Raw genomic sequence first — 22,256 nt, forward strand, 5'->3', positions numbered from 1 at the left:
ATAGAATAAAAGTATTAAAATGAAGATTATAAAAAAAGTGCTGTTGCTTTTGTTAGTTGTTTTTGTTGTAGCACAGTTTTTCCGACCAGAAAAATATTCAGGAGATATTAGTTCCATTGAACCTTTTCTAGCAGAAACCAATCCTCCAGAGAGTGTAAAACTCATATTAAAAGAAAATTGTTTCGATTGCCATAGCGATGTAACTCGATATCCTTGGTATAACAATATAACTCCTGTAAACTATTGGTTAAAAGGGCATATAGATGTAGGAAAGCATCATTTTAATGTCTCGAATTGGATAGGTAATTCTACGAAGCGAAAAGACCATAAATTTGAAGAACTTATAGAAATGGTTGAAGCTAAAGAAATGCCATTAAAATCTTATACTTGGGTGCATACCGAAGCTAAACTTTCCAATGAGCAAATACAAATGGTTGTTGATTGGGCAAAATTAGTGCGTTTAAAATATGGGCTGGAATCTTTGCCACAGTAAGCAGTAATTTAGAGCACAAGAGAGAAATTGCATAATATTAATTAAACATTTGTGAATTCGTGGCAATCAAAAAATTATTAATCATTGGCTTTGTTTGGCCAGAGCCAAGAAGTTCTGCAGCAGGTAGCAGGATGTTGCAATTAGTTGCTGTATTTCAATCTGCTGGTTATCAAATTACATTCGCAACTCCATGTGCTAAAAGTGATAATGCGGTTAATTTGGAAGAAAACAATATTGAACAAGTTTCTATAGAGCTAAACAATTCTAGTTTTGATGATTTTATAAAAGTATTAAACCCAGATATTGTAATGTTTGATCGCTTTATGATGGAAGAACAATTCGGTTGGCGAGTTACCGAGCATTGTCCAAAGGCATTAAAGATTCTTGATACCGAAGATTTGCATTGCTTGCGAAAAGGCAGGCGACAAGCATTTAAGGAAGCCAAACCATTTGACACTAAGTATTTATTTAACGACACCGCAAAGCGAGAAATTGCCAGTATTTATAGATGCGATTTAAGTTTGATTATTTCTGAAGTTGAAATGGAAATCCTGAAAAACGACTTTAAAGTAGATGCATCTCTTTTACTATATGTGCCATTTTTACTCGATAACATTACAGATGAACAACTAAACAAGCAACCGTTCTTTAATGATAGAAAACATTTTATTACGATAGGCAATTTTTTACATGAACCAAACTACAATGCCGTTTTATATTTAAAAGAAACTATTTGGCCATTGATAAGAGAGGATTTACCTCATACTGAATTACACGTTTATGGGTCTTATGCTTCTCTAAAAGTAAATCAATTACACAATGAAAAACAAGGATTTTTAATTAAAGGATTTGCTGAAGATGCTAATGTTGTCATGCAAAATGCCAGAGTTTGTTTAGCGCCTATTCGTTTTGGTGCTGGTTTGAAGGGGAAGTTAATAGATGCTATGAGAAATGGAACCCCTTGTGTGATGTCATCAATTGCTGCTGAAGGCATGTTTGGTAAATTAAAACCAAATGGGTTTATTGAGGATAACCATATACTATTTTCTGAAAAAGCTATTCAGCTTTACAAGGAGGAAAATGGCTGGGTTGAAAAGCAACAAAACGGATTTCAAATAGTTAATTCGCGCTTTAATAAAACTGAATTTCAAGTTGGCTTAATGTCCAAAATAGTGGAAACGATTCAACAGCTAACTCAAAAACGATTCAATAACTTTACAGGACTCATGTTGCAGCACAATAGTTTGCAAAGCACAAAGTATATGAGTAAATGGATTGAGGAGAAGAATAAAAAGAAATAGTTTCTCAAATAATCACTATATGGATAAACTACCTAAAATTATTTATAATAACTCAATAATCTTTTGCATTCCAGCGGTAGCAGTTTCTGTAATAACCGTTAAATTCTTTTTACTTTCAATATTAGGTTTTGGATCAATAAAGTAAGTTGGGGTATTTTGTGGTACATAATGCATTAAACTCGCGGCTGGATATACTTGCATAGAGGTGCCAATAATTATTAAAATATCGGCTGTTTCGCAAACCTCTACAGCTTTTTCAATCATGGGGACATCTTCACCAAACCAAACGATGTGAGGTCTTAATTGGTGTCCTTCTTTACATAGGTCTCCCAAAACTAAATCGGTTGTCCATTTCTGCACATCATTTTCATTAAAAGAGCTTCTTACTTTTAGTAATTCTCCATGTAAATGTATAATATTGTGGCTACCTGCGCGCTCATGTAAATCATCTACATTTTGAGTGATTACAGTGACTTTATATTTATTTTCTAGTAAAGCTAAATCGAAATGTGCCTGGTTAGGGTTAACCTCAAAAAGTTGTCTGCGCCTTTGGTTGTAAAAATCTAAAACCAATTCTGGGTTAGCAGCAAAGCCTTCTGGTGTAGCCACCTCCATGACATCATGTCCTTCCCATAAACCATCAGCATCACGAAAGGTTTTAATGCCACTTTCGGCGCTCATACCAGCTCCAGTAAGAACTACAATGTGTTTTTTCATAATTAATTACTCGTCTAGTAAATCTGGTCTGCGTTCTTTGGTTCGTTGGTAAGCTTGTTCTTCTCGCCATTTTTCGATTTCAGGAAAGTTACCACTCAACAATAATTCGGGTACTTTCCAGCCTTTATATTCTCGGGGTTTCGTGTAAATAGGAGGGGCAAGTAAATTATCTTGAAACGAATCGGTTAGGGCAGAGGTCTCATTTCCTAATACACCTGGTATTAATCTAATAACAGCGTCGCACAATACAGCAGCACCCAATTCGCCACCAGACAAAACATAATCGCCAATAGAAATTTCGCTAGTAATAAAATGGTCGCGTACACGTTGGTCGACTCCTTTATAGTGGCCACAAAGAATAATAATATTTTCTTTTAATGAAATTTGATTGGCAATACCTTGATTTAAAGTTTCACCATCTGGCGTCATATAAATAATCTCATCATAATGACGTTTTGCTTTTAATGCCGAAATACATTTGTCTATTGGTTCAACCATCATTACCATACCAGCGCCACCGCCAAATTGCGTATCGTCAATAGACTTGTAATTATCTGTAGTATAATCGCGTAAATTATGAAAATGAACTTCAACTAAATTAGCCGCAATAGCGCGTTTTAATATAGAGGCTTCAAAAGGACTCTTAAGTAACTCTGGTAATACAGTTATAATATCTATGCGCATCGTGTAATTTGTGTTGTACAAAGATAATTGAATTGTTTGGGATTTTGGAGGTCGTTCTTTTTTGGTTGGATTAATTCAAAATGAAAGTTTCGATTTTTAAATAAAACAAGTTCAACACAAGTTAAATTTATCTATTGTTAAACAAAATCAAGACACGTTATTTATCCAAAAAAAGTTAAATTGGTATCTTTTATAAAACCTTCACGTTTGTATAAATGTTGAGCAGGATTAGTAAGCTCAGTTTGAATAATTAGGCCTTTATGTTTTTTCCTTGCAAAGTACTTTGGCTTTATTAAATTAGAGCAGTACCAATGCTTTTATTTCTGTAGATAGAATCTATGTATAAATCATTTAGTAAATACATAGGGTGCATAGATGTAGAAGAGTATAAAAAATATAATTGCGTAAAACCAACAGCCATATTATTAATAAGGGTAATATAAATAATGGAGTCTTGTTTTGTAAGGCGTTCTTTTAAAAATGTACGTACCGCTTCATAGTTAGATTCTTGTTTATAAAAAACGCGGTAGCCATCAAAATTCCATAAAAAAATCTGTAATGTGAATTACAGATTTTTTTATTTTTAATAGGAACAATTAAGCGCCTTTTTGCTTGTTTATTTCGTCTTGTAATTGACGACGAACTTTTTGTTCGCGCTCTAGTGCTGTTTTACGGTGTTCATCAAATTCTTCTTCAATCTCAGATAAAGCTTTTTTAGCATCACGGGTAATAGAGTTACTATTTTTGAATTTGTAAACAAATAAAATAAGTAGTGCTAAAAGGATACCAATAATACTCCACATAAGCATGTTGTAACTAGTCTTACTCATTTGCAAACCAAATAATGCCATATTATTTTTTTCGCTATTAGTCTTATCTAAGTCAGTTTTGGTATTTAAAAGATTCGACTTTAAATCTGCTATTTCTTTAACTTGAGAGTCAACTATAGCTTGTGTTTCGGTAAGGTTTTTATGAGCTGTTTTTAAGGAATCAATAGTATGCGCTCTTAAAGTGAGTAGCAGGCTACGTTTAACAGCTTCATATGGAGAGCCATTTGTGCCTTTAAAATTACCAGATTTTTTTAAAACATATTCGAATTGGCTATCTATGGTACCACTATTTATTGACAGCTCTTCTTCTTGTGTGGTTTGTGCATTTAAGGTTAAAGCAAAGACACTAAAAAATATCGCTAGGGTGATATATTTAAGGTATTTCATTGAAGATTGGTTTAAATTGGTTGTTTTTCGTTTTACGAATTTATAAAATATTGTTTACTAATAGCACATGTTCATCAAAAAGCCTCACATTGTGAGGCTAATTAATATACGAACAAGATTATATTTTAGATTTTTTCTATTAATAATATGTATAACGTCTTACTTTGGGATTGGGTTACCCTTAATGTTAATTTTTTCTATATGCATATTTTATTGGTAGGTTATCAGCTTGATTTTTAAATGTTCAAAAAATCAAATACCATTTTTTGTTAAAAACTTTTTAAATAACGTTTGAGAATATCATCTGAATATTTCCCAAATAAGAGTAAATTAAACTTTTGTTATCAAAAAGAGATATGATTAAATTATTTAAAACCAGAGCAATGACATTTTCCATTTTAGCTACTATTTGTAGTATTTTAGTTGTATTATTTACTTTATTAAGTACAAATCAAAAAGATTTGGATTCTAAAAAATCACAAGATGACCTACAAAAATCTGTTGATAAAGTTTCTGAATCTTTAAAAAAGAGTTTAGACAAAACAACAAAGATTATTGATGAAATAGATTCATTAGGAAACGGTTTATCTGGAGTTAAGGATAGTTTAAAAAATTCATTAAACGAAGCTAGGAAATTTCAAAATCTTGTAGATGAACAGTTAAGAATAGCCAAATTAAAATTTGAATCAGAGGCTGCAAATATTGTTGCTAATAGTGAAAAAAACATTTTTGTTGAATCCCCTACTGACTCATCAAAATATCATTTTCAAATTACATTTCAAAATGTTGGTAACAGGAATGGTATTATAAAGAAGATAAAAAGGGCGTTTTTAGTTGTTGATGAAGATTTAAATGTTAAAGAAACACTTTTTAATTATATTGAAGAATCAAACGATTTAATTAATGGAAATAGAGGTGTATATTTTATTAAAAATAGCAATCCTTTTGAAAAGGAATATTTGAAAACAACTAAAGACAATTTTGTGCACATAGTTCAATTTATCTACGAAGATGAAATTACCAAAAAAAGTGTTGAGAAAACAGAATATTTTAGATGGTTTGGTTTTAACGCAAATGGTTATACGTTTAATAACCTTAAGGATATTAATATTAGGAAATTTAAAGATTTATTAGATTGAAGTATGTTAGATTAATTATTTCTTGTAAAAAAAATATTTTAAAGACCTTCTAAAACCCAAGTATATTAAGAAACAAAGGTGAAATCATCATATAGTAAACCCATCGCCTAACCTTGGCAATATATTTTGCTAGTCTTATTACTTGATGACTATAACCATATTCGTTATCGTACCAAATATATAGAACTATATTTTTAGCATCAGGCCTAATAATGGTGGCCTTACTATCATAAATTGAAGGCGCCGAGGAGCCAATAATATCGCTCGAAACAAGCTCGTCACTTAGCTCGTATTTTATTTGCTCAACCAAATCACCTTCTAAAGCATATTTTTTCATGATGGTATTTATGCCATTAAGAGATACTTTTTTATCTAATTCTAAATTCAAAATAGCTAGAGAGCCATTGGGAACTGGAACGCGAATCGCATTCGAAGTTAATTTACCTTCTAAACTTGGGAGTGCCTTAGAAACTGCTTTACCAGCACCAGTTTCAGTAATCACCATATTTAACCCTGCGGCACGACCACGACGGTATTTACTGTGAAAATTATCAACTAAATTCTGATCGTTAGTATAAGCATGTATTGTTTCTAAATGACCATTTTTAACTCCAAATGAATCTTCCATTACTTTAAGAATTGGTGTAATAGCATTTGTAGTACATGATGCTGCTGAAAAAATATCTACAGAATCTGGATCGTTTTCAGAATGATTAACACCATAAACAATATTAGGGATACCTTTTCCAGGCGCTGTTAATAATACTTTATCTACTCCTTTTGATATTAAATGTCTACTTAATGCTTCTTTGTCTCTGAAAGCACCTGTATTATCGATAACTAAAGCATTTTGAATATTGAATTTTGTGTAATCTATATCTTCTGGTGCATTAGCAGATATAATATTTACTGTTGTGCCATTAATTATTAAAGCATTCTTCTTAGCATCAATAGACACAGTTCCTGGAAAATCACCATGAACAGAATCGTTACGTAGCAATGAAGCCCTTTTTTCAAGAATTTCGGCATTAATAACACCCCTAGTAACAATAGCACGAAGTCTTAATTGACTGCCTTTTCCTGTGCGTGCCATAAGTTCGCGAGCTACTAAGCGTCCAATTCTTCCAAAACCATATAAAACAACATCTTTGGGTTCTATTTTTTCGTTTTTGTTTGCGTCCTTAAGTTTTTGAATGATAAATGCTGTGGCATTGTCGTATTTGTTATCTTCTAAATGATACTCATAGGTAAGTTTCCCAATATCTAATTTTGCTGGCGGTATATCAAGGGTTTTTATTGCTTGCGCAATTTCTACAGAGTCAAAAATTGAAATTGGCTTTTGCACAAACTTACCTGCATATTCATGCAAACTTAAAATTTGGCTAACGTTTCTATCAATCAATTGATTTCTAAAAATAACGAGTTCTATTGATTTATCATACCATAAATCACTAACTGTTTTTATAAATTCCACAGTCGCTCGTCTGCGATCTGCTTGAAATGATAATTCTTTCTCGTAAGTTTTGTTAAAAGACATTGCTAAATGTTTAGTATGTTGTTTGAAAAATTTTGGCAAAAATACTATATTTCAAACGTTTTCGTAGCGTATTTTGTAAAAAAATAACCCTCTAAAAAGAGGGCTATTTCAACTAAACAATAAAAACAAAATTATCTAAAATTATAGCGTTCTTTTTCGCCTTCAGAATTAATTAACTCTATTCTTAAAGGTTCTGAAGCGGACTGATTTCTTATAATGTCTTGAGCATCGTCAACCGAATTTACTTTAATATCATTTATTGCAGTAATTATGGTACCTTCTTTTACATTGTTGTTTTTCCAATAGTCGGCATATTCATCATCTAATTTTGAGATTTTAATCCCATTACTAATGTTATGTTTCTTTAAATCTTGAGGCTTTAAATTTTTTACTTGCCCTACAAGAGGAAGAACAAAAGTTTCATTTCTTATTAGTTTAACAGGAACTGTTTTTAAAACTCCATCTCTAGATAGTGTTACATTAACAATATCATCAGGGCGTTTTGTATTAAGGTGGCCACTTAAATCTGCAAATTTTGTTATCTTAACATTATCAATTTTTTTAATAATATCACCTTTTTTTAATCCTGCTTTTTCAGCACCCGAATCCTCAACGACACTGTCTACATAAAAACCTTGTGTATCTTCAACGCCTATTTGTTCTGCGGAATTACTATTTAAAGTACCGCCTGTAATACCCAAAATACCATTTTGTACATTACCATACTCCATAATATCTTCAACAACTTTTCTAGCAATATTACTAGGGACTGCAAAAGAATAGCCTATATATGAGCCTGTTTGAGATGAAATAGCAGTGTTAATGCCAATAAGTTCGCCATTAGTATTTATAAGTGCACCACCAGAGTTTCCAGGATTTACAGCTGCATCGGTTTGAATAAAAGAGTGTACATTTTTTCCAGTTGGATCAAGGTTTCTTGATTTGGCACTAATAATACCAGCAGTAACTGTAGAAGTTAAATTAAAAGGATTACCAACAGCTAAAACCCATTCGCCTATTTTTGCTTGGTCGGAGTCACCAAAGGTTGCGAACGGTAAATCTTCATCAGCTTCAATTTTTAAGAGCGCAATATCTGTTTTTGGGTCTGTACCAATAATTTTAGCAGTATAGGTTTTATTGTCATTAAGTGTTACAGATAATTCTTGAGATTTATCAATTACATGGTTATTTGTAATGATATAACCGTCTGGTGAAATAATAACACCAGAGCCAGTACCAACTTGGGCGCGTTGCTTACGTCTTCCAAAAAATAAATCTTCAAAAGTTAGCTGCCCTGTACTTAAAGTTAAGTTTTTTACATGAACAACTGTATGGATACTATTTTCTGCTGCGATAGCAAAATCTGGAGCTTCATAAGCTTTATATAACGTATTAGTGGTGCTTGCAGGCAGAAAAGTAGGCATGGTTTCTTGTGTATTTACAACAACGGCCTGTTCTTCTTCTAAAAATAATTTGTACGCACCTAAGGTGAAAATGCCACCTAATGCCGAAATCAATACTAATGATAAAATCTTCTTCATAATTTTCAGTTTAAGTTTTATTATTAACGTTTAAAATTAATTATTTATTGAATCCAAAATTCAACTTTAACGACTATTTAACAATCAAAAAAACAGTTTTATATTCATATATTTGTGCCTTAATATGCAGTTAGAATTTTATAAATATCAAGGAACGGGAAATGATTTTGTGATGATTGATAATCGTCAAAAAAAAATCGACAAAAATAATACCAAACTTGTTAGGTCATTATGTGACAGACGTTTTGGTATAGGTGCAGACGGATTAATTTTAATAGAGAATCATAGTAAAGCAGACTTTGAAATGATTTATTTTAATTCTGATGGTAGCAAAAGCCTTTGCGGTAATGGAGGAAGATGTGCTGTTGCCTTTGCACGACAATTAGGCATAATTAAAGATGAAGCAACATTTGAAGCAATTGATGGTTTGCACTATGCAACAATTAAAGATGAAATAGTAAAACTACAAATGCAAGATGTAGATACTGTTGAAAAGCATAGTAGTCATGTTTTTTTAGATACAGGTTCTCCTCATCATGTTCAATTTAAAGAAGATTTAGATGATTTTGATATTAAGAAGGAAGGAGCCGAAATACGCTACGGAGAGCCCTATAATGAGGCTGGGAGTAATGTGAACTTTGTTAAAAAAATATCTGAAGCTACTTTTGCAGTAAGAACTTACGAGCGTGGTGTAGAAGATGAAACTTTGTCATGCGGTACGGGTGTAACTGCTGTGGCTATAGCAATGCATGCGCTAGAGGAAACCAAAAACAATTTGGTAACTTTAAGTGTGCAAGGAGGAACACTACAAGTTTCTTTTGATGAAAAAAATGGACTATATTCTAATATATGGCTTATTGGACCAGCAAAATTAGTATTCAAAGGAAGTATATGATAACCTTAAAGGGAGATAATATTTACTTACGAGCACTAGAACCCGAAGATTTAGAATTTATCCATAGGGTTGAAAACGACGAATCTATTTGGGAATTAAGTAATACACAAGCACCATATTCAAAATTTCTTATTAAGCAATATTTAGAAAACGCACATAAAGATATTTTTGAAGTAAAACAATTGCGATTGGTAATTTCGAATTATCAAGAAGAATCTTTAGGACTAATAGATATTTTCGATTTCGACTTTAAAAATAGAAGGGCAGGTATTGGTATTTTAATAAAGTGGGATAAAAGGAATAAAGGTTATGGAGATGAAGCTTTAAAACTTTTAGTAAGATATTGCTTTGCTCGATTAGGGCTACATCAGTTATATTGTAATATTTCTGAAGAGAATGAAGCTAGCATTAAGCTTTTTGAAAAATTAGGGTTTGTAAAAGTAGGCCTTAAGAAAGATTGGAATTTTGAAAATGAAGCTTATAAAAACGAATACTTATATCAGCTAATAAATAATTAAATGTATATAAAAAAAATACTTCTTACTATTGTGTTTTTGGGGTTAATTGTGGCGGGATACTTCGCCTATTTCGTTTACAGCACTATGTTTACACCAAATACAACTTTTAACAATGATAAAGCATATATATATGTAAAGTCCACAGATTCTTATACCGATGTTCGCGAACAACTCGAGCCTCTTTTAAAAGACATAAATAAATTTGATGTTCTTGCCGAAAGAAAAAAATATGTAGATAACGTTAAGGCTGGACGTTACGAAATAAAAAGCGGGATGAATAATAATGATATTATTAATTCCATTAGAAGTAAAAATTTACCAATAACAGTGTCTTTTAATAATCAAGAAACTCTTGAAAAGTTAGCTGGCCGAATTTCAAATCAAATTGAAGCAGATAGCGTTTCTCTACTTTTGGCTATGAAGGATACATCTTTTCTTTCTGAAAATAAATTTAATAAAGCGACTGCTCTAGGGATGTACTTGCCGAATAGCTATGAGTTTTTTTGGAACACCTCTGCAGAAGAATTTAGAAATAGAATGCTAAAAGAATATCAACGCTTTTGGAGTGATACAAGAGTTAAAAAAGCAAATGAGATTGGTTTAACACCAAATCAGGTAATAGCCTTGGCGTCGATTGTATATGAGGAGTCTAAACAAGCAAGTGAGCAACCCAGAATTGCAGGTGTTTATATGAATAGACTAAAAATTGGTATGCCATTGCAAGCAGATCCTACTTTAAAATTTGCAGCATATCAGCTTCCAAAGTATAAAAACACTGTAATTAAAAGAGTTTTAAATGTTCATAAGGAAATTGATTCTCCCTATAACACCTATAAGAACTTAGGATTGCCTCCAGGTTTAATAGCTATGCCAGATATTTCTGCAATTGATGCAGTTTTAAATTATGAAAAGCACAAATACCTTTATTTTGCTGCTGATGCCAAACGATTTGGATTTCATAAGTTCGCTAAAACTTTAGCTCAGCATAATGTAAATGCGAGAGAATACCACCGTTACCTATCTGCTCAAGGTATTAATAGGTAATGAAACAGGGCAGCTTAAAATATCTTTTTCTTTTAATATCAATTATATCTTTTTCTCAGTCTAAGATAGATGCATTTTTAACACCTTCAGATTCTTTAAATAAAGGACGTAGAAATGCTGTCATTATTTCTGAAACTTCCCTTGCGTCCATTTCTTTAATTGGATTAAATCAATTATGGTATGCAGATTTCGAACGCTCGAAGTTTCATACAGTAAATGATAATAATGAATGGTTGCAAATGGATAAAGTTGGTCATGTTTTTACATCGTATCAATTGGCTAAGCATGGAGCTCAAATACTTAATTGGAGTGGTGTTAAAAAGCAAGATCAATTACTGTATGGAGCAACACTAGGTTTTGGGTTTTTAGCAGCAGTAGAAGTGCTAGATGGTTACTCTCAAGAATGGGGATTTTCATGGGGCGATATTTTGGCTAACGGCATTGGTACAAGTGTGTATATTGGACAAGAATTATTGTGGAATGAGCAGAGAATTGCCATAAAGTACTCTTTTCATCAAACAAATTTTGCTGATAAACGGCCTGATAAACTCGGTGAATCGTTTTTAGAACAGGTATTGAAGGATTACAACGGACAAACCTATTGGTTAAGCGCTAACTTGCATTCTTTTTTTAAGAAGAGTAAAATTCCCAAATGGTTAAATGTCGCATTCGGCTATAGTGGTGAAGGTATGCTTTATGGTAGTAAAACAACTGATAATCAAATAATTAATGGTAATGATAGATATCGGCAATTCTATTTAAGTTTAGATTTAAACCTCATCGCTATCCAAACAAATTCTAAGTTTTTAAGGACAATTTTCGACATTTTTAATATGATAAAAATACCCTTTCCTTCCTTAGAATTTAATAAAAATAGGTGTGTATTTCATCTATTCTACTATTAAAAATTACACATAATCGATTAATTTTGAAAGTATAAATAAAATATCTAATTTTGCACGCTCAAATTTCATGTGTTCTTTCTAATGAAAAAACACTGAAGAAATTTAGAAATTATGATAAAGAATATTGCAAGTTACTTAACCCTGACGCTTACAATTTCTATTTTATTGTACGCATCGTTTTCAACTAATGAAACGATAGATTTAAGTGAGTATTCAACAAAAGGCCTTGTGTTAAATTATAACGTGGGTCTTGATGCAAATGTTACTAATAATATTACGGCATCGAATGACACTAACGAAACATTTTCTCCGTATTTAGGAAAATCTTTTGTAGGATTTAAAGAAGCTTTAGCCTTTAAAGAATCTAGAGGTAATTACGCATGTGTAAATACTTATGGCTATCTTGGAAAATATCAATTTGGTAAAGGAACTTTAAAACTAATAGGGATTCATAATCCTAATAAATTTTTAAAGGATCCTAAATTACAAGAAAAAGCATTTATTGCTAATGCAGAACGTAACAAATGGATATTGAGAAGAGAAATCAAAAATTTTGTTGGAAAGAAAATTAATGGTGTTCTTGTAACTGAATCTGGTATTCTTGCTGCAGCGCATTTAGCTGGTCCAGGAAGTGTGAAAAAATACCTTAGAAGTTATGGAATTAATAACTTTGCCGATGGTTATGGAACGACAGTTTCTATTTATATGAAGAAATTTTCTGGATATGACACATCGTTTGTAAAAGCAGATAGAAAGGCGAAGGCTATTTAAATAGTCTAGTTTTTATGAATAATAAATATGGTAGGTCTCTTATGGAGGTCTACCTTATTTTTTTTCCATGCACTTGCTTCTTGTGTCTTTATAAATTCGGTAGTAAGACTAATATCGCAAGCAACACAAATATTTGTGCTATTTCCCAAAATATTATGTAAATCTTCTAGTAGTTTATTGTTTCTATAAGGTGTTTCAATAAATATTTGAGATTGATTATTATCAAACGATAAGCGTTCTAATCGTTTTATTTCTTTTTTGCGCTCATCTTTGTCAATAGGCAAGTAACCATTAAACGAAAAGCTTTGACCATTTAAACCAGAACTCATCATTGCCATTAGAATAGAGGAGGGGCCGACTAGCGGTACAACTTTTATGTTTTTTTTGTGTGCTAGTTTTACAATTTCTGCTCCTGGGTCTGCCACTCCTGGGCAGCCAGCTTCAGACATGAGTCCTACATCTACACCATGTAAACAAGGGTTTAAAAATTCTGGCAGCTCAAGTGGGTTTGTAAATTTGTTTAAATGAAACATCTGTAATGCCCCTTGTGATTTTCCAGAACTAATTTTTTTTATAAATCGTCGGGCAGTTTTTTCGTTTTCAACAATGTAGGTGTTAATTTGTTCAACTACTTTTTTTACTGAAATTGGTAAGACCTCTAGTGGTGCATTATCACCTAAGGTTGTTGGAATTAAATAGAGTTTACCAGTTGCTGAATTCATTATATATACGGAAAATTATTTGAAAAATAAAAGTACTAATATTTTTAGGATTACTAAGAAAGACGGTCTGCAATTAAGGAGCAAGCTTCGTCTAGCATTTTAAAAACATTTTCAAAGCCTTCTTTCCCGCCATAATAGGGGTCAGGAACACTGTAATTTTGATTTGGATATACCTCATTTAAAATAAGTTTAACTTTTTCAATATCTCCCTCATTACGAGCTAACGAGCTAACATTATCAAAATTAGATTCATCCATAACGAATATGTAATCAAAAATATCAAAATCAGAAACTGTAAATTGGCGTCCTCTAAGATTCGAAATATCCAACCCGTATTTATTAGCTACAGCTACAGAGCGTTTGTCTGGTGGGTTTCCTATGTGGTAACCTGCTGTACCCGCAGAATCAATGGTGTAAGTGTTAGAAGACAACTTAGAGCGTAAAATCCCTTCGGCTAATGGTGAACGACAAATGTTGCCCAAGCACACCATGAGAATTTTAGTCATCTATAAAAGGTATTTAAATAGAAAGTTTTTTAGCAATATCTTCAACGTATTTTCTAAACTGTTTGTCTGTTGAAGAAAGATTGTCAACTGTTTTGCAAGCGTGTAATACCGTTGCGTGGTCACGTTTACCAATTTGCGATCCAATACTTGCTAGAGATGCTTTTGTAAATTTTTTAGCAAAGAACATAGCTAATTGTCTAGCTTGTACAATATGGCGCTTTCTGGTTTTAGACTGTAAGGTGTCTATATCCATTTGGAAATAGTCCGAAACTACTTTTTGAATGTAGTCAATAGAAACTTCGCGTTTTGTATTCTTTACAAATTTTTCAACAATTTGTTTGGCAAGCTCTATGGTAATTTCTTTTTTATTGAAAGACGATTGCGCTATTAACGAAATGATAGCGCCTTCTAGTTCACGAACATTTGTTTTAATGTTCTTAGCAACATAATCTATAATATCGTCTGGCATTTCAACACCGTCACGGTATAGTTTATTCTTTAATATAGAAACTCTTGTTTCGAAATCTGGATGTTGCAATTCGGCAGAAAGACCCCATTTGAAACGCGATAACAAGCGTTGCTCTATATCTTGCATGTCAACAGGTGCTTTGTCGCTAGTTAAAATAACTTGTTTGCCGTTTTGGTGTAAATGATTGAATATGTGGAAGAAAACATCTTGTGTTCCAGATTTTCCTGATAAAAACTGTACATCATCAATAATTAAAACATCAATTATTTGATAAAAATGAATAAAATCATTTCTATTATTCTTTTTAACGGACTCTATATATTGTTGTGTGAATTTTTCCGCAGAAATATATAAAACGGTTTTTTCAGGATATTTGTCTTTAATGTCTACCCCAATAGCGTGAGCTAAGTGTGTTTTGCCAAGTCCAACACCTCCAAAAATTAATAAAGGATTGAATGATGTACCACCTGGCTTAGCAGCTACAGCTAAACCAGCGCTTCTGGCTAATCTATTAGAGTCTCCTTCTAAAAAATTTTCGAAACTGTAATTTGGATTTAACTGAGATTCTATTTTTACATTTCTTATACCTGGTATAACAAATGGATTACGTAATTCTGGGCTTTTGTTATTTAGCGGAATATCTACGTCTTGTGCTTTTACTGATGTTCGGTTTGAGCTAGGAATTTTTTCGGTAAACGGTTGTTTATTACCATAAGTGTTTTCCATTTTAATAACGTAAACAAGCTTTGCTTTTTCACCCAATTCCTTTGTTAATGAGACTTTAAGGATTTTTACATAGTGTTCTTCAAGCCATTCGTAGAAAAACTTACTAGGTACTTGAATACTTAATGCGTTATCTGAAAGTTTAACCGCTTTAATAGGTTCGAACCATGTTTTATATGCTTGCGGCTGAATGTTATCCTTTATAAATTCAAGACAATTATTCCATACCGTTTGCGCAGTTACACTCATTAATTTTATTTTTCGGACTTGTTAGTTAGTTAAATGATATGAGAAATGGCTTCTCAAAAATCCCTCTTATTGGGCTGGACAAATATGTGAACAAAATTCTTAAAAAAAAAATGATTTACTATTGAATTTTAAGAAATTTTTCCTCATGTTTATCTGCTAGCCGAAACTACAAAAAAATATTCAATTATACTTATGAAATTCGATGAAATACAAATAAGAGTGAGATACGGGGAAACCGACCAAATGGGAGTTGTATACCACGGTAATTACCCATTATATCTTGAAATGGGACGAATTGAATTGCTTCGTAAAATGGGAGTGTCTTACAAAAAAATGGAAGAAAATGGTATCATGCTTCCAGTTGTTTCATTGAGTTTAAACTATAAAAAATCAGCAGGTTACGATGATGTAATTAATGTGAAAACTCAACTTAAAAAACGACCTACAGTTAGGATTGAATTCGACTATGAAATTACAAATGAAGCAGGTGAAATTTTAACCACTGCTAGTACGACTTTAGTGTTTATTGATATGAAAACGAATAAGCCTACTCGACCTCCTAGTTATATTTTAGAAGCTTTAGATAATTAGTTTATAGCTTTTTTATGCCTATTTCGAATAAATGATTGAAATTTTTAAAAACAGATTCTGCATCTTTTTTTCTTACTGATACTGAAATTTGGCAATCCATCTCCAGTTTTTGATTGATAATATTTAAATTTCTTTCTTTTATAATACGCATCACTTTATTCATGTTCTTGTAATCGAAAGAAATTAAATAATTAATGTTAATAGTCTTTTCTATAATCTGTGAGGCTTCAAGAGCCATTTGAGCTGCAGTTTTGTAGGCATTTATTAATCCGCCAACTCCCAATTTAACACCTCCAAAATAGCGTACAACCACAATTAGTATGTTGGTAACTTCGAACGATTGAATTTGACCATAAATTGGCATTCCAGCTGAATTATTAGGTTCGCCGTCGTCGCTAGCGCGGTATGTAATAGTTTCGGTTCCTAATTGATAGGCGTAGCACCAATGTCGTGCTGTATGATGTTCCTTTTTTAAGAAATCTAAATAATACTTAGCATCTTCTTTAGATTTTACTGGAAAAGCATAACCAAAGAACTTGCTATTTTTATCTTTAAATAGAATTGGTTTAGAGGCAACTTCTATGGTTTTATATGTGTCGTTTTCTATCAAATAGAATCAAATAAATGTTCTTTAGTTTTAAATAGATTGATAACATCTTCTGTTTTTGGGTTTATATACCATGTTTTTATTCCTATAGAAGATGCGGTTTTAATATTGTCTTTATTGTCATCAATAAAAATGCATTCGTTGGCTTTTAAATTGTTTTCGTTTAATACAAGATCGAATATATTCTTGTTTGGCTTTCTTAAATGAATTTCGTGCGATAGGTAAAATGCATCAAAACAGTTTTTAAACGATTCATAATAAGGAATATGTTCTTTAATCCAATCTATATGTAGTTCGTTTGTATTACTCAACAAAACTAGTTTGTATTTAGCATCTGTTTGAAGTTGTTTTAAGAAGTTTAAGCGTTCTATAGGGAAATCTTTCAATATAAAATTCCAAACTTTAATTAATTCTTCTTTTGATAACTTCGGAAAATTTTCTGTATAAAACGCAATAAATTCATTTGTCGAAATTAGTCCTTGCTCATACAAATTATTAAAAGCAATTATTTCTTCAGAAAAAAAATCAATATCAAACTTACTTAAAGCGTATTCTAGAGCACCTTCAATATCTAAATTGATAAACACATTGCCAAAATCGAAAATAATTGCTTTAATCATTCTTATATATTTTAAGAATATCTTCTTGTATTTTTTTTTCAGAAATTAATAAACCAGAAAATTTGGGAGCTTTAGTTCCATTTCTAAAAGCCATACTTCCAATAAACACTCTGGCTTCGTCCCAAAGGTTTTCATCTATAAAAGTTTTGAGTGTTTTTGCGCCTCCTTCTACAATTACAGAGTTTATGTTTTTATGAAATAATAAGTTGCAAATTTGTTGGGCTATATTCTTTGAGAAATCAATATCCTTTTTTGTAATCCTAATTGTTTTAGATTTCTTATTAAATACAGCTTGGGTGCTAGAGAGTTTTTCTTCTCGATCTATAACAACTCTAAGGGGGTTTTCTCCTGTCCAATCTCGAGCTGTTAAGCTAGGGTTGTCTTTAATAACAGTATTTGTGCCTACTAATATGGCTTGCTCTTGAGTGCGCCATTTATGAACTAATTGTCTGGACATGGTGTTGGTAATCCATACTGGTTTTTGTTCTTTTTTTGATGCTGGAGCTATGTATCCATTGTTAGTTTCTGCCCATTTTAATATAATATAAGGGCGTTTTTTATTATGAAATGTAAAAAAACGTTTGTGATGTGCTTTGCATTCTTCCTCTAAAACATTTGTAATCACATGGCAACCTGCTTTCCTGAGTTTTTCAATACCCTTGCCAGCTACCTTTTCATTGTCATCAATACAGCCAATAACGACTTTAGGTATTTTATGTTTTATTATTAAGTTACTGCAAGGAGGTGTTTTTCCAAAATGAGAACATGGCTCTAAGGTTACATAAAGTGTGGCTTCTTTTAATAATTCTTTGTTTTTCACAGAGTTTATAGCATTAACTTCGGCATGATTACCACCATAACTACTAGTGAAGCCTTCTCCAATAATTTTGCCTTTGTAAACTATAATACAACCAACCATTGGGTTAGGTCTTGTAATACCTAAGCCTTGTTTGGCAATTTTGATGCAGCGTTTTATGTAAGTTTCGTGTGTGTTCAACGTTACAGTTTAATTTTTACATCTTCAGTTTTATCGATATTATAGGTATATGAAAAACCAAATACCTTATATACAATAGCGCCCTTATACTGCACTTTCACTTTTCTACTAAATAAACTTCCAATTAAGCCTCCAATGCTTTTATTGCTAAAAATACTATCTGTTGGAACTTTGGTTTTAAGAGGAATTGAAAACTCTTTTTTTGCTGGAACTTTAAAGCTTTCGGTTGAGACGCTAGCCATTTCATTATCGTTAACAAAAACTTTTATTTCATCAGTTTTAAGTTCGCCACCAATATCGTTAGGGTTCATAAATAGTGCGTCTGCGGTAAACGTGACATATCGAGAAGTAGATTCTAAAACCTTAATGTTTTCAACACGAATAAATTGAGGTTTTTCTTTAACCGAACAACGAATAAATGTGCTACATATAATTAATAAGACTAACGTTCTTTTCATGTGCTATTTTATTTTCTGAATTTTATAAATTAAATTAGTACTAATTCCATGAATTTTAATCGATTAAAATATTATAAAATAATTAAAATTCAGGCTAGTTTCATTTCAAATATTTCTGATTTGGCGTATATTCACTAACTCAAAATGTTATTTGAAGTGCGTAAAGATACTATAGTTATTCGAGAAATTGAACCCAAAGATAATGCTCAGATAGAGCAAGTTATTCGAGCATGTTTTCATGAGTTTAAAATCCCATTAGAAGGAACGGCTTATGAGGATGAAGAAACACCAAGAATGTACGAGTCTTATCAAAATAATAATGATATTTACTTTGTTTTGGATAATGATGGTAAAATTCTTGGCGGTGGAGGTATTAAGACACTAAGTAGTTTTGATAAAGATGTTTGTGAAATACAAAAAATGTACTTTTCCCCCAAAGTAAGAGGTAAAGGTTATGGTAAAAAGCTATTTGAAATGTGCATGAGTGCTGCGACAGACTTGGGTTACAAAAAGTGCTATCTGGAATCTGCACCACAACTTAAAACAGCTATACACATATATGAAAGTTATGGGTTTAAGCATTTAGAAAAATCTTTAGGTAATACAGGGCATTATTCGTGTGGTGTCTGGATGATAAGAGATTTATGAAGATAAGAGACATCCAAAAAATATTTCATCAAAAATTAGATACTATTTATGAAAAAGAAGAAGTTGATAGCTTTTTCTATCTCTTAATTGATGCGTTCTATGAGATTACTAGAATTCAACTGGCTTTAGATAGCGAAATAAGTATTGCTAATAACGAGATAATTTTGAATGCATTAAATTTATTAATTAAAGAAAAACCCATACAATATATAATAGGTGAAACAGAATTTTACGGATTGCTTTTTCAAGTAAACGAAAATGTGTTAATACCAAGGCCAGAAACTGAAGAGTTGGTTGCTTGGATACTTAGTAATGAAAACACGACAAGCTCAATTAATATTTTAGATATTGGTACAGGCAGCGGTTGTATTGCTATTTCTATAGCTAAAAATTTACCTAAAGCCAATGTTTATGCTTTAGATGTTAGTCCTGATACGTTACAAGTTGCTAAAAAAAATGCAGCCTTAAATGATGTGAAAGTTGAATTTTCTGTAATCGATATTTTGAATACTAAATCAGCATTTAAAAATTTGAAATTTGATATTATAGTATCAAACCCGCCATATGTTCGAGAAAAAGAAAAGCAATTAATGAAAAGCAATGTGCTTGATAATGAGCCACATTTAGCATTATTTGTAAAAGATAATAACCCATTGTTGTTTTATGAAGCTATTACTAGGTTTGCCAATGATAATTTAACTGAGACAGGGGTGTTATTTTTTGAAATCAATGAGTATCTTGGAGGCGATATGATTAGGTTATTAAAGAATAACAATTTTAAAGAAATAGAGTTGAAACAAGATATCTTTAAAAAAGATAGAATGATAAAAGGAAATAAAAGTTAATGACTATAGAGCAACAAATACAGGACTTGCGTAACGAATTACGCGAGCATAACTACAATTATTATGTTCTTGATAATGCCACCATTTCAGATTATGAATTCGATATTAAGCTGAAAACACTTCAAGACCTTGAGGCTAAATACCCTGAATTTTTTGATTCAAATTCACCAACACAACGCGTGGGTGGTGCGGTGACTAAGAATTTTGAGACTATAAAACATGAGCACCGCATGTATTCTTTAGATAATTCTTATTCTAAAGAAGATTTGCAAGATTGGGAAACAAGAATTAAGAAATTAGTAGATGGTGATATTCAATATACCTGTGAATTAAAATACGATGGAGCATCAATAAGTTTAACTTACGAAAATGGTGTTTTATTAAAAGCTGTTACCAGAGGTGATGGATTTCAAGGTGATAATGTAACTGCTAACGTAAAAACTATTAAATCGGTACCACTAAAATTAAAAGGCGATTTTCCTTCAAAATTTGATATACGTGGCGAAATTGTACTTCCTTTTGATGGTTTTAATAAAATGAACGAGGAGCGCATTGAAATAGGAGAGGAGCCATATAGAAATCCAAGAAATACAGCATCTGGAAGTTTGAAATTACAAGATAGTGCCGAAGTAGCAAAACGCCCCTTGGAATGTCTACTTTATAATTTAACAGGATTGAATTTAGGTATTAACACGCAGTTTGAAAGTTTAGAAAAAGCAAGAATATGGGGGTTTAAAGTGCCTGAGGTTGCTAAGTTAACTAATTCTATTGATGAGGTTTTAGAATTTGTGGAGTATTGGGATACACATCGTCACGATTTACCCTATGAAACCGATGGTGTGGTTATTAAAGTAAACAATTTACAACAACAAGAGGAGTTGGGTTATACAGCCAAAGCGCCGCGTTGGGCAATAGCATATAAGTTTAAAGCAGAACAAGTTTCAACTAGATTAAATAACATAACTTATCAAGTAGGGCGGACAGGAGCTATAACTCCAGTTGCAAATTTAGAACCCGTAGAGCTAGCAGGAACAACAGTTAAGCGAGCCTCGTTACATAATGCAGATCAAATAGAAAAGTTAGATATTAGAGAAGGGGATATGGTCTATGTTGAAAAAGGTGGAGAAATTATTCCAAAGATATTGGGAGTAGATTTAGAGAAGCGCTCAATAGATTCTACACCAACTAAATATCTTACGCATTGTCCAGAATGCGAAACAGAACTTGTTAGGCAAGCAGGTGAAGCCCAACATTATTGTCCTAATTATAATGGTTGTAATCCACAAATAATTGGTAGAATTCAGCATTTTATTTCAAGAAAGGCAATGGATATTGATGGTTTAGGAAGTGAAACTGTTGCGTTATTGGTGAATGAAGGGTTGATTTCTAATTATTCTGATTTATATGAACTTACTAAAGAACAAGTAGTTCCTTTAGAGCGAATGGCAGAAAAAAGCGCTGATAATTTAATTGAAGGTATAGAGCAATCAAAAAACATTCCTTTTGAACGGGTTCTATTTGCATTAGGTATTCGCTATGTAGGAGAAACAGTGGCAAAGAAGTTGGCTAAACATTATAAAACTATTGATGCTATTGCAAATGCTACTCAAGAAGATTTAATTAATGTAGATGAAATTGGAATAAAAATAGCCGAAAGTGTTAATGCTTTTTTTGGTTCAGATGAAAACAATGAAATTATTAATAGGCTAAAAGCATTTGGTGTTCAATTAGAAATGTCTGCAGAACAGCTTATTGGTCAAACAAATATTCTTCAAGGCGATATAGTTGTTGTGACAGGCGTGTTTGAATCGATTTCTAGAAATGAGCTAAAAAAACTGATTGAGGACAATGGTGGCAAGGTAAGTAGTTCAATTTCTTCTAAGACAAGTTATATTGTTGCTGGTAATAATATGGGGCCAAGTAAAAAGGAAAAAGCGGAAAAGCTTGATATAGTGTTAATTAGTGAGTACGAATTCTTACAAAAATTAAAATAATTAAAAAAAATATCGATAAAAAGCATTTATTTATCGTTTAATTGTAATATTTTTTTATATTTGTT

25 protein-coding genes are annotated in these 22,256 nt (G+C 31.9%); 12 read left to right on the plus strand and 13 right to left on the minus strand.

Annotated elements, in window-relative coordinates; all coding sequences use genetic code 11:
- Positions 1-19 precede the first annotated feature (19 nt).
- Both Q0739_RS11430 and Q0739_RS11435 read left to right on the plus strand, forming a co-directional pair.
- The gene (locus tag Q0739_RS11430) at positions 20-493 is read left to right on the plus strand and encodes a heme-binding domain-containing protein (RefSeq protein WP_298238865.1); all 474 of its coding nucleotides are present in this window, start codon (positions 20-22) and stop codon (positions 491-493) included.
- 65 nt (positions 494-558) lie between these two features.
- Positions 559-1,794: a glycosyltransferase family 4 protein gene (locus Q0739_RS11435; RefSeq protein ID WP_298238921.1), complete on the plus strand. Its 1,236-nt coding sequence runs from the start codon at positions 559-561 to the stop codon at positions 1,792-1,794.
- Between the two features lie 42 nt (positions 1,795-1,836).
- Here Q0739_RS11435 and Q0739_RS11440 read toward each other — a convergent pair whose 3' ends face one another.
- The 4 genes from Q0739_RS11440 to Q0739_RS11455 all read right to left on the minus strand — a co-directional run bounded on the left by Q0739_RS11440 (position 1,837) and on the right by Q0739_RS11455 (position 4,412).
- Positions 1,837-2,511 (minus strand): NAD-dependent deacylase, encoded by a 675-nt coding sequence (locus Q0739_RS11440; RefSeq protein ID WP_298238866.1) that lies wholly within the window; start codon positions 2,509-2,511, stop codon positions 1,837-1,839.
- 6 nt (positions 2,512-2,517) lie between these two features.
- Positions 2,518-3,195: a tRNA (guanosine(37)-N1)-methyltransferase TrmD gene (gene trmD, locus Q0739_RS11445; protein WP_298238867.1), complete on the minus strand. Its 678-nt coding sequence runs from the start codon at positions 3,193-3,195 to the stop codon at positions 2,518-2,520.
- A 292-nt stretch (positions 3,196-3,487) separates the two neighbouring features.
- The gene (locus Q0739_RS15065; RefSeq protein ID WP_366140796.1) at positions 3,488-3,748 is read right to left on the minus strand and encodes a GNAT family N-acetyltransferase; all 261 of its coding nucleotides are present in this window, start codon (positions 3,746-3,748) and stop codon (positions 3,488-3,490) included.
- A gap of 43 nt (positions 3,749-3,791) precedes the next feature.
- Positions 3,792-4,412, minus strand: coding sequence for a tRNA (guanine-N1)-methyltransferase (locus Q0739_RS11455; protein ID WP_298238868.1), 621 nt, complete (start codon positions 4,410-4,412; stop codon positions 3,792-3,794).
- A 356-nt stretch (positions 4,413-4,768) separates the two neighbouring features.
- Here Q0739_RS11455 and Q0739_RS11460 point away from each other — a divergent pair, with 356 nt between their 5' ends.
- Positions 4,769-5,551, plus strand: a complete 783-nt coding sequence (locus tag Q0739_RS11460; protein WP_298238869.1) for a hypothetical protein — start codon at positions 4,769-4,771, stop codon at positions 5,549-5,551.
- Positions 5,552-5,600: 49 nt separating this feature from the next.
- Here the strand turns inward: Q0739_RS11460 and Q0739_RS11465 are convergent, their stop codons facing one another.
- The gene (locus Q0739_RS11465; protein ID WP_298238870.1) at positions 5,601-7,088 is read right to left on the minus strand and encodes a glyceraldehyde-3-phosphate dehydrogenase; all 1,488 of its coding nucleotides are present in this window, start codon (positions 7,086-7,088) and stop codon (positions 5,601-5,603) included.
- 131 nt (positions 7,089-7,219) lie between these two features.
- Complete coding sequence (locus Q0739_RS11470; RefSeq protein ID WP_298238871.1) at positions 7,220-8,629, minus strand: trypsin-like peptidase domain-containing protein; 1,410 nt, start codon at positions 8,627-8,629, stop codon at positions 7,220-7,222.
- Between the two features lie 124 nt (positions 8,630-8,753).
- On the opposite strand from Q0739_RS11470, the gene dapF reads away from it, so the two are divergent.
- The 5 genes from dapF to Q0739_RS11495 all read left to right on the plus strand — a co-directional run bounded on the left by dapF (position 8,754) and on the right by Q0739_RS11495 (position 12,762).
- Complete coding sequence (gene dapF, locus Q0739_RS11475; protein WP_298238872.1) at positions 8,754-9,524, plus strand: diaminopimelate epimerase; 771 nt, start codon at positions 8,754-8,756, stop codon at positions 9,522-9,524.
- Entirely contained in the window at positions 9,521-10,042 is a 522-nt protein-coding gene (locus tag Q0739_RS11480) for a GNAT family N-acetyltransferase (RefSeq protein ID WP_298238873.1), read from the plus strand. Before dapF ends, Q0739_RS11480 begins: the two co-directional genes overlap by 4 nt.
- Positions 10,043-11,086: an endolytic transglycosylase MltG gene (mltG, locus tag Q0739_RS11485; protein WP_298238874.1), complete on the plus strand. Its 1,044-nt coding sequence runs from the start codon at positions 10,043-10,045 to the stop codon at positions 11,084-11,086.
- Positions 11,086-11,991, plus strand: coding sequence for a DUF2279 domain-containing protein (locus Q0739_RS11490; protein ID WP_298238875.1), 906 nt, complete (start codon positions 11,086-11,088; stop codon positions 11,989-11,991). Before mltG ends, Q0739_RS11490 begins: the two co-directional genes overlap by 1 nt.
- 111 nt (positions 11,992-12,102) lie before the next feature.
- Complete coding sequence (locus Q0739_RS11495) at positions 12,103-12,762, plus strand: peptidoglycan-binding protein LysM (RefSeq protein WP_298238876.1); 660 nt, start codon at positions 12,103-12,105, stop codon at positions 12,760-12,762.
- A gap of 5 nt (positions 12,763-12,767) precedes the next feature.
- Here Q0739_RS11495 and Q0739_RS11500 read toward each other — a convergent pair whose 3' ends face one another.
- The 3 genes from Q0739_RS11500 to dnaA are packed head-to-tail and all read right to left on the minus strand — an operon-like array spanning position 12,768 to position 15,431.
- Positions 12,768-13,484, minus strand: coding sequence for an SAM-dependent methyltransferase (locus tag Q0739_RS11500; RefSeq protein ID WP_298238877.1), 717 nt, complete (start codon positions 13,482-13,484; stop codon positions 12,768-12,770).
- A 53-nt stretch (positions 13,485-13,537) separates the two neighbouring features.
- Positions 13,538-13,990 carry a low molecular weight protein-tyrosine-phosphatase gene (locus Q0739_RS11505; protein WP_298238878.1) on the minus strand — a complete coding sequence of 151 codons (453 nt, stop codon included), beginning with the start codon at positions 13,988-13,990 and terminating at the stop codon, positions 13,538-13,540.
- Positions 13,991-14,003: 13 nt separating this feature from the next.
- Positions 14,004-15,431, minus strand: coding sequence for a chromosomal replication initiator protein DnaA (gene dnaA, locus Q0739_RS11510; protein ID WP_298238879.1), 1,428 nt, complete (start codon positions 15,429-15,431; stop codon positions 14,004-14,006).
- A gap of 192 nt (positions 15,432-15,623) precedes the next feature.
- On the opposite strand from dnaA, the gene Q0739_RS11515 reads away from it, so the two are divergent.
- Positions 15,624-16,022, plus strand: a complete 399-nt coding sequence (locus Q0739_RS11515; protein ID WP_298238880.1) for a thioesterase family protein — start codon at positions 15,624-15,626, stop codon at positions 16,020-16,022.
- Between the two features lies 1 nt (position 16,023).
- Here Q0739_RS11515 and Q0739_RS11520 read toward each other — a convergent pair whose 3' ends face one another.
- The 4 genes from Q0739_RS11520 to Q0739_RS11535 are packed head-to-tail and all read right to left on the minus strand — an operon-like array spanning position 16,024 to position 18,704.
- Positions 16,024-16,632, minus strand: a complete 609-nt coding sequence (locus tag Q0739_RS11520; RefSeq protein ID WP_298238881.1) for a YigZ family protein — start codon at positions 16,630-16,632, stop codon at positions 16,024-16,026.
- Complete coding sequence (locus Q0739_RS11525; protein ID WP_298238882.1) at positions 16,629-17,249, minus strand: HAD family phosphatase; 621 nt, start codon at positions 17,247-17,249, stop codon at positions 16,629-16,631. Before Q0739_RS11525 ends, Q0739_RS11520 begins: the two co-directional genes overlap by 4 nt.
- Positions 17,242-18,246, minus strand: a complete 1,005-nt coding sequence (ribD, locus tag Q0739_RS11530; protein ID WP_298238883.1) for a bifunctional diaminohydroxyphosphoribosylaminopyrimidine deaminase/5-amino-6-(5-phosphoribosylamino)uracil reductase RibD — start codon at positions 18,244-18,246, stop codon at positions 17,242-17,244. The genes Q0739_RS11525 and ribD overlap by 8 nt, the downstream gene beginning before the upstream one ends.
- 2 nt (positions 18,247-18,248) lie before the next feature.
- Complete coding sequence (locus Q0739_RS11535) at positions 18,249-18,704, minus strand: LEA type 2 family protein (protein WP_298238884.1); 456 nt, start codon at positions 18,702-18,704, stop codon at positions 18,249-18,251.
- Between the two features lie 156 nt (positions 18,705-18,860).
- On the opposite strand from Q0739_RS11535, the gene Q0739_RS11540 reads away from it, so the two are divergent.
- Genes Q0739_RS11540 through ligA form a run of 3 tightly spaced genes read left to right on the plus strand, consistent with a single transcriptional unit; the run spans position 18,861 to position 22,191 of the window.
- Positions 18,861-19,352, plus strand: coding sequence for a GNAT family N-acetyltransferase (locus Q0739_RS11540; RefSeq protein WP_298238885.1), 492 nt, complete (start codon positions 18,861-18,863; stop codon positions 19,350-19,352).
- Positions 19,349-20,197, plus strand: coding sequence for a peptide chain release factor N(5)-glutamine methyltransferase (gene prmC / locus Q0739_RS11545; protein ID WP_298238886.1), 849 nt, complete (start codon positions 19,349-19,351; stop codon positions 20,195-20,197). The genes Q0739_RS11540 and prmC overlap by 4 nt, the downstream gene beginning before the upstream one ends.
- Complete coding sequence (gene ligA / locus Q0739_RS11550; protein WP_298238887.1) at positions 20,197-22,191, plus strand: NAD-dependent DNA ligase LigA; 1,995 nt, start codon at positions 20,197-20,199, stop codon at positions 22,189-22,191. The genes prmC and ligA overlap by 1 nt, the downstream gene beginning before the upstream one ends.
- Positions 22,192-22,256: the final 65 nt, after the last annotated feature.

The sequence above is a fragment of the uncultured Algibacter sp. genome, from assembly GCF_947487605.1.
Taxonomy (GTDB): domain Bacteria; phylum Bacteroidota; class Bacteroidia; order Flavobacteriales; family Flavobacteriaceae; genus Algibacter_D.